This is a genomic window from Oscillatoria sp. HE19RPO (assembly GCF_024220515.1).
In the GTDB taxonomy this organism is placed as follows: Bacteria; Cyanobacteriota; Cyanobacteriia; order Cyanobacteriales; family Laspinemataceae; genus Laspinema.
In genome coordinates this window covers 1-6,401 of sequence record NZ_JAMXOT010000325.1, presented here as the reverse complement: position 1 = coordinate 6,401, position 6,401 = coordinate 1, and the positions used below count along the sequence as shown (strand labels likewise).

Genomic DNA, 6,401 nt, shown 5'->3' with positions numbered 1-6,401 from the left:
TTTCAACTGAAAGGAAGCTATGTGTCGGAGTAAATGCTTGCGCCCTCCGGAGGGCGCAAGCATTGCGCCCCTACATTGACGGGGCTACTTTGTTGATCTACGAACGAACGTTTTGGAGATTTTATTTTTTGGAGTTCCCTGAATGTCGTGAAACCGCCGCGATCGCTCTCCTGCCAAGATAATTACATTCACTGGCTTTTGAAGTTTTTGGAACTCATGCCAGTTAATGTTTGTCTATTGATTATCAAATTGTTCTTTTTTAAGACTACTCCTTAATGTGACTTTTGACAAGACCCCCTCAAGTATCTTTTTTGTTTAAGAAACCTTATGTGTGAGGTTAGATTCTATGATAAAATTTAATAAATTAAGAGGGGACTTGTAAGGTTTACGTGAAGAAGGAAATCCTTATTGTTGGGGTCTCGTTTTGGTCAGTGAGAAGCAAGTGCTATAAAAATTGTAAAAATCAAGCGCAACCCTTGTTCGGCAATGGTTCTGCTGGTTGGAAACTGTCATTCATACTGTTACAAATCTTAACTTTTACAGGATAGAGGGAAGAGGGAATTCCCATCGGGGTCTCTATTCAGGTCCTTTGCCCGATGTAAGAACAGATTGGAAAGTTCTGCTCCCAGAGCTAATAAAAATCCGCAGTCAGGAAAACATGGCGGCATGGTTATGGAAAACTGGGTATGAAAGAGGATACCAACAAGCTCTCAGACTTTTTCAGTAGCTTGCTAAGTCAGGCATGAAAGTAAGAGAAAGACAGCCGATTTAGCAAAAAATATTCAAAAAGTGAGTTTCTGTAGATTACTGAAGGAAACTCTGTCAAAAGAAGCAGCATTACAGTTCTATCAAACAGTTATAGACACAGAAGAATTGCAAACAAAACTCAGGGCAATTCGTTATTAGGCATTCAGTTGAGCAAAAGTCAAACACTGACCTTAGAAATCTTATGTTCTGATGCTTCAAAGTTATCGACAAGTCAGATTATCAACTCTCGCCAACTTCTTTAACTGACGACCTCAAACAGCAGATTTTAAAATCTATCGCTTACTTCAACCGCACCCGGTCTCAACCATTCCTGTGGAAGCTTGAAGAATTTTCCACTCCTGAATAAGCTGCTCATTTCTTTTCGCTATCCTACACTAAGGCTTAACAATCCCCCCCCTCTGAAATCGTCAAAACTTTAAACCCTTTCCCCGTTTGGCAAAGGTTATCTTAACAAGACATTCATATAAAAACGATGGAGTATCCACAAAAAAAGGAGGGGGCATTTTCCCCCTCCTTTTTGATTGAAGTCCAGGGAAACGGGTTAAGATAACCCGTTTCCTATCCCTTAAAATCCCTTACAAAATTGGGACAAACATATCTTTTTCTGGAACTGTGGTATATTCCGCCACAATTTGACGCAACTCTTCACCATCCACGGATTCTTTCTCAATCAGAATATCCACCAAGCGGTCAATCACCATCCGATTTTCCCGGACAATGCGCTTGGCTTCATCATGACAATGCTCTACAATGGAACGCACTTGAGCATCAATGCGAGAAGCAATTTCATCAGAATATTCCGATCGCGTCATCAAATCGCGACCTAAAAACACTTCCCCTTGTTGGGTTTCCAAAGACATCGGACCCAAATCGGACATCCCGAAGCGAGTCACCATCTGACGCGCCATTCCGGTTACCTGTTGCAAGTCACCTCCGGCACCGGTGGTCACTTCAGAATCGCCAAAAATGACTTCTTCAGCGGCACGTCCACCCAAAGCACCCATAATCCGGGCCATTAACTGAGATTTAGAGACCAGCATTTGGTCTTCATTCGGCATAAACCAAGTCAAACCTTGTGCTTGTCCCCGGGGAATTAAGGTGACTTTCTGCACCGGGTCATGGTCCTTGACCAAGGTCCCAACGATCGCATGACCAATTTCGTGATAAGCAATCAAGCGCTTACTCTTGCTATCCACCAGGGGAGTGCCTTCCATCCCAGCTACAACCCGGTCTACTGCATCATCAATTTCCAGGATGGTAATCGCTTCCTTGCGCCGACGTGCGGTTAAAATTGCTGCTTCATTGAGCAAGTTGGCTAAATCTGCACCTGTAAACCCAGGAGTCCGACGGGCGACTGCCTCTAAAGAGACTTGATCCGATAACTTCTTATTGCGAGCATGGACATCAAGAATTTCCAGACGACCCTTGATATCCGGTGCATCCACCGACACTTGGCGATCGAAACGACCGGGACGCAATAGCGCCGAATCCAAGACATCGGGACGGTTAGTCGCTGCAATAATAATGATGCCAGTATTGCCCTCAAATCCATCCATTTCTGTCAGGAGTTGGTTGAGGGTTTGTTCGCGTTCATCGTTACCACCACCGATTCCTGCACCCCGTTGACGACCTACCGCATCAATTTCATCGATGAAAATGATACAGGGAGCATTTTCTTTAGCTTTCTTGAACAGGTCCCGGACGCGGGAAGCACCGACCCCGACAAACATTTCCACAAATTCAGACCCGGAAATACTGAAGAAGGGAACCCCTGCTTCTCCGGCGATCGCCTTAGCAAGTAAAGTTTTCCCGGTTCCCGGAGGTCCAATCAACAGCACCCCTTTAGGAATCTTCGCGCCGACAGCAGTAAAGCGTTCCGGTTTTTTCAGGAACGTCACGACTTCTTGGAGTTCTTCTTTGGCTTCTTCAATCCCTGCCACATCGTCAAACATCACCCCAGTTTTCGCTTCCATTTGAAAACGAGCTTTGGATTTGCCGAAGTTCATAGCTTGTCCTGGACCCCCAGGAACATTGCTGGAACGACGGAAGAGGAAGAATAAGCCAGCCAATAACAGGACGGGGAAAATTAAATTGCCCAACAGTCCCCAGATTGCGCCATCATTGCGGATGGGATGGGAGTCAAAACTGATATTGGAGTCTCTGAGGCGGGCGATCAGTTCTGGGGCATTTCCGGGTAAATCGACTCGCAAACGCTGTACTCGGTTGTCTAGATCGGGATCGACCGCTTCGACGATCGCCGTGCGGCCACCTTCATACAAATCTACGTTGGTTACGCGATCGGCGTCCAGGTATTCCAAAAACCGACCGTAGCTCATGCGAGTATTGGCGGCATTATTTCCCATATTCATGGACGGGGAGGAAAAGACTCCCTGCCAAACAACAAAGGCGATTACTAATGCAGGTAATGCCCACAGTAAAATTATTCTCCAGGAAGATTTCATAGGATGCGGTGGCCTCTAGTACAAATTCAGACAATGAGATTAAAAGCAATTTGGGTGTAATTAGACCCAAGCGAGTTGATTGAGCGCAGTCGGGGGGTTCTCTTTTTTCCACGTTCGGCTCCTCCCCCGAGGGGTGGAGTCCCGGTATAGAGTAAAACCGTTCATCCCGATCAGAATCTTAATCAAATTTAACTTAATTATCAGGATCGATGCAACTGACTCGCCTAAAAGTCGGTAAAACCGGCTCAGAATCAGGTAAACCGACGACTCATGTACACCGCAATTTGGGGAAGGGTGCGGAAAACCGTTCTTTAAGTTTAAGTTATGTTAAGACAATTTCACAATTTGGCCCGATCCTGAGCAATTGTAGGGTGGGCACTGCCCACCGTAACTAAAGGTGGGCAGTGCCCACCCTACAATTGCGACACTAAAGCAGACCTTTAAAAACCGGATTCCGTATCAGAGTGTAGAAACGGGGGGGGTAAACGGGGCGATCGCCAGAAAGCAAGAATGGGCACACCGGAATGCGCCCATCTTATGAATGATGTATCAATCGGTTTTTTTTAAACGTCCCCCAGACTGTCCCAATCCCTCGGACAAACTGATGCTTAGAACGGCGATGCGGTCTAGCAGAGTCGGAGGGGACAGCTAGATATCCAGCCTACGGCCCCTCCTGGGGATGAATCCCCCTGCTGCGCGCATCCTGAAAGGAGTGTGTGGAACGAAACGCTGGATGCACAAGGCAAAATAGAACCGGGGAACAGTCTGAGGATGGGTCAGGACACGGCTGGGACCCTCAACCGACAGTCCAATTCCCTAGGGGTTAGGAGAATGGTTCCCGGTAATTTGTTCTTTGATTTCCTCAACTTTGACCGACAACTCTTTACGAGTCGCTGCACTGAGTAAATACCGATAAATAAACCAGCCGGAGTAAGCCATACCCACGATTTCAAAGGTTGGCTGTACTAGGGGAATGCCGTTGAGCACTTCCAAGACAGCAACCAATACTCTGAGGGACACCAAAGCCGCAATCAGTAAACCAACGGTGGTTAAGGGTCTTTGGTTGTCTTTAACAAACCCAGTCACGTAATCCGGGAGATAAGAGAGGATTTCGCGAACTTGTTTGCCGATCCGCTCTAACTGGTCATTTGTGGCCCCTGTAGTGGGGGTTCCCGTGGTCACCGCTGGGACAGTCGGAGGTTCCGGAATTTCATCTACAGGGGGTTCTGAAGTCGGAATTTCTGCCACAATCTTATCTTGGGGTGTTTCTGGTTCTGGATTTTGAGTCAAGGTACTACCCTCTTGTTCGTCAACCTTTAAGACTTTGTGCAGGCGCGTTTTGTCCAGCTCCCGCTGATAAAGTAATACCCAAGATTGTATCAGGTCAGGACCGTGCAGTTCGCCGGTTAATCCGGCCCGCAGCGATCGCATGACAAGCCCTTTTTTGACATTGAGCTGTTTTGTGACCTGTTTAATGATGTCTTGGGCATCTGCTGCTGTTAGGCTTTCGTGACTTTGTAAATGTCCGATTACCGCTTCGAGAACCTGGGAGGCTCCCTCTTTTTCCAGTTCGGCTGCCGCTTCGTCGCTGAGTTCGACCTCATCCACAAAGAACATCCGACTGAGTTCCACCGCATCGGTCAAGCGAGTTAAACTCGGACCAATTAAGGCCGATAGTTGTTCCAACCAAGGACGGTTACTCTCCGGATCAACGGGGTATCCCGCTTGTTGCCACACCGGGATCAAATGGTCGGTGAGTTTTTCCGGGGACATTTGGTGGAGGTATTGGCTATTAATCCAATCCAGTTTATCCCAGTCAAATTTAGCTCCCGCTTTATTAACGCGATCGAAGCTAAACTGCTTTGCCGCTTCATCCAGGGTAAACAGTTCCTGATTATCCGGCGGGGACCAACCCAGCAAGGTCATATAGTTGACCAACGCTTCGGGAAGGAATCCCATTGCCTGAAATTCGGAAATGCCGGTGACATTATCTCGTTTTGAGAGTTTTTTGCCGGAAATATCCAAAATCAGCGGTGTATGGGCAAATTCCGGGACCGCGACATCAAAGGCTTCGTAAAGCAGAATTTGTTTGGCGGTATTGGCAATATGGTCTTCCCCGCGAATCACTTGGGTGATTCTCATGTCAATGTCATCGACGACAACGGCGAGGTTATAGAGTGGCATCCCGATTCCGGTCCCACTGGAACCCCGGGCGATCACCATATCACCCCCAAGATCACTGCCTCGCCAGGAGACTTCACCGCGTACTAAGTCATTCCAGACAATCTCGCGATCGTCTTCGATTTTGAAGCGAATCACCGAGGGCCGTCCTTCCGCTTCAAATTTGGCGATTTCATCCACCGTTAGATTCCGGTGACGGTTATCGTAGCGGGGGGCTTCATTGCGGGCTTTTTGGGCTTCTCTCATGGCGTCGAGTTCTTCGGCGGTGGTGTAACACCGATAGGCGAGACCCTTATCAATGAGCGTTTTGACTCGTTCCCGATAGAGGTCGAGACGCTTGGACTGGAAAACCGGCCCTGCATCCCAGTTCAAACCCAACCAGGTGAGTCCATCCAGGATATTTTGGGTGAACTCCGGGCGCGATCGCTCCTCGTCGGTATCTTCGACCCGCAAAATGAACTGGCCCCCTTGATTATGGGCAAATAACCAGTTAAACACAGCCGTTCTGGCTGTTCCAATATGTAAGTTCCCAGTCGGACTAGGAGCTATTCTGACGCGAACAGTCACAATTATTTTCTCTAATTAACTTCGTTTGCAAGGAGACACGCCGTGTCCCCTATTATTAGGAAAACACGGCGCGTAACCTGATTTATATTTTAAACGGGACTGACGGGGCTCGAACCCGCAACTTCCGCCGTGACAGGGCGGTGCTCTAACCAATTGAACTACAGTCCCTTTCCTTGAGCCTTTTATATCTTGCACGATGCTTTTGGATTTGTCAACCCCTTTTTCAAAAAAAGTTTTTTGCCCGGGGTAGGAGTCGGTTACAGCTTGGCAATCGCCGCAAATGGGAGACCCGTGGGTGCAGCCAGAAACCGGGTTTCTTTCCCCACCCTCTGCTAATTCCCCCAATCTAGGACAGAAACCCGGTTTCTTCTCCCCCTTGGCTTGGAGACCCGTGGGTGCAGCCAGAAACCGGGTTTCTTTCCC

Annotated in this window: 2 protein-coding genes, 1 tRNA gene and 2 pseudogenes; 1 reads left to right on the top strand and 4 read right to left on the bottom strand. The window is 48.0% G+C overall.

All coding sequences use genetic code 11. The features are described 5' to 3' along the window. Positions 1-872 precede the first annotated feature (872 nt). A pseudogene (locus tag NG833_RS31065) lies at positions 873-1,008 on the top strand (IS4 family transposase); the annotation flags it as partial. A gap of 335 nt (positions 1,009-1,343) precedes the next feature. Here the strand turns inward: NG833_RS31065 and ftsH2 are convergent. From ftsH2 to NG833_RS25350, 4 genes and pseudogenes are all read right to left on the bottom strand, one after another. Continuing rightward, entirely contained in the window at positions 1,344-3,230 is a 1,887-nt protein-coding gene (ftsH2, locus tag NG833_RS25360; RefSeq protein ID WP_254568058.1) for an ATP-dependent zinc metalloprotease FtsH2, read from the bottom strand. An 816-nt stretch (positions 3,231-4,046) separates the two neighbouring features. Further along, the gene (locus tag NG833_RS31060; protein ID WP_375293954.1) at positions 4,047-4,316 is read right to left on the bottom strand and encodes a CAAD domain-containing protein; all 270 of its coding nucleotides are present in this window, start codon (positions 4,314-4,316) and stop codon (positions 4,047-4,049) included. A gap of 231 nt (positions 4,317-4,547) precedes the next feature. After that, positions 4,548-5,978 (bottom strand): annotated as a pseudogene (gltX, locus tag NG833_RS25355) (glutamate--tRNA ligase); the annotation flags it as partial. Positions 5,979-6,072: 94 nt separating this feature from the next. Then, positions 6,073-6,146: transfer RNA gene (locus NG833_RS25350), tRNA-Asp, on the bottom strand. Positions 6,147-6,401 lie beyond the last annotated feature (255 nt).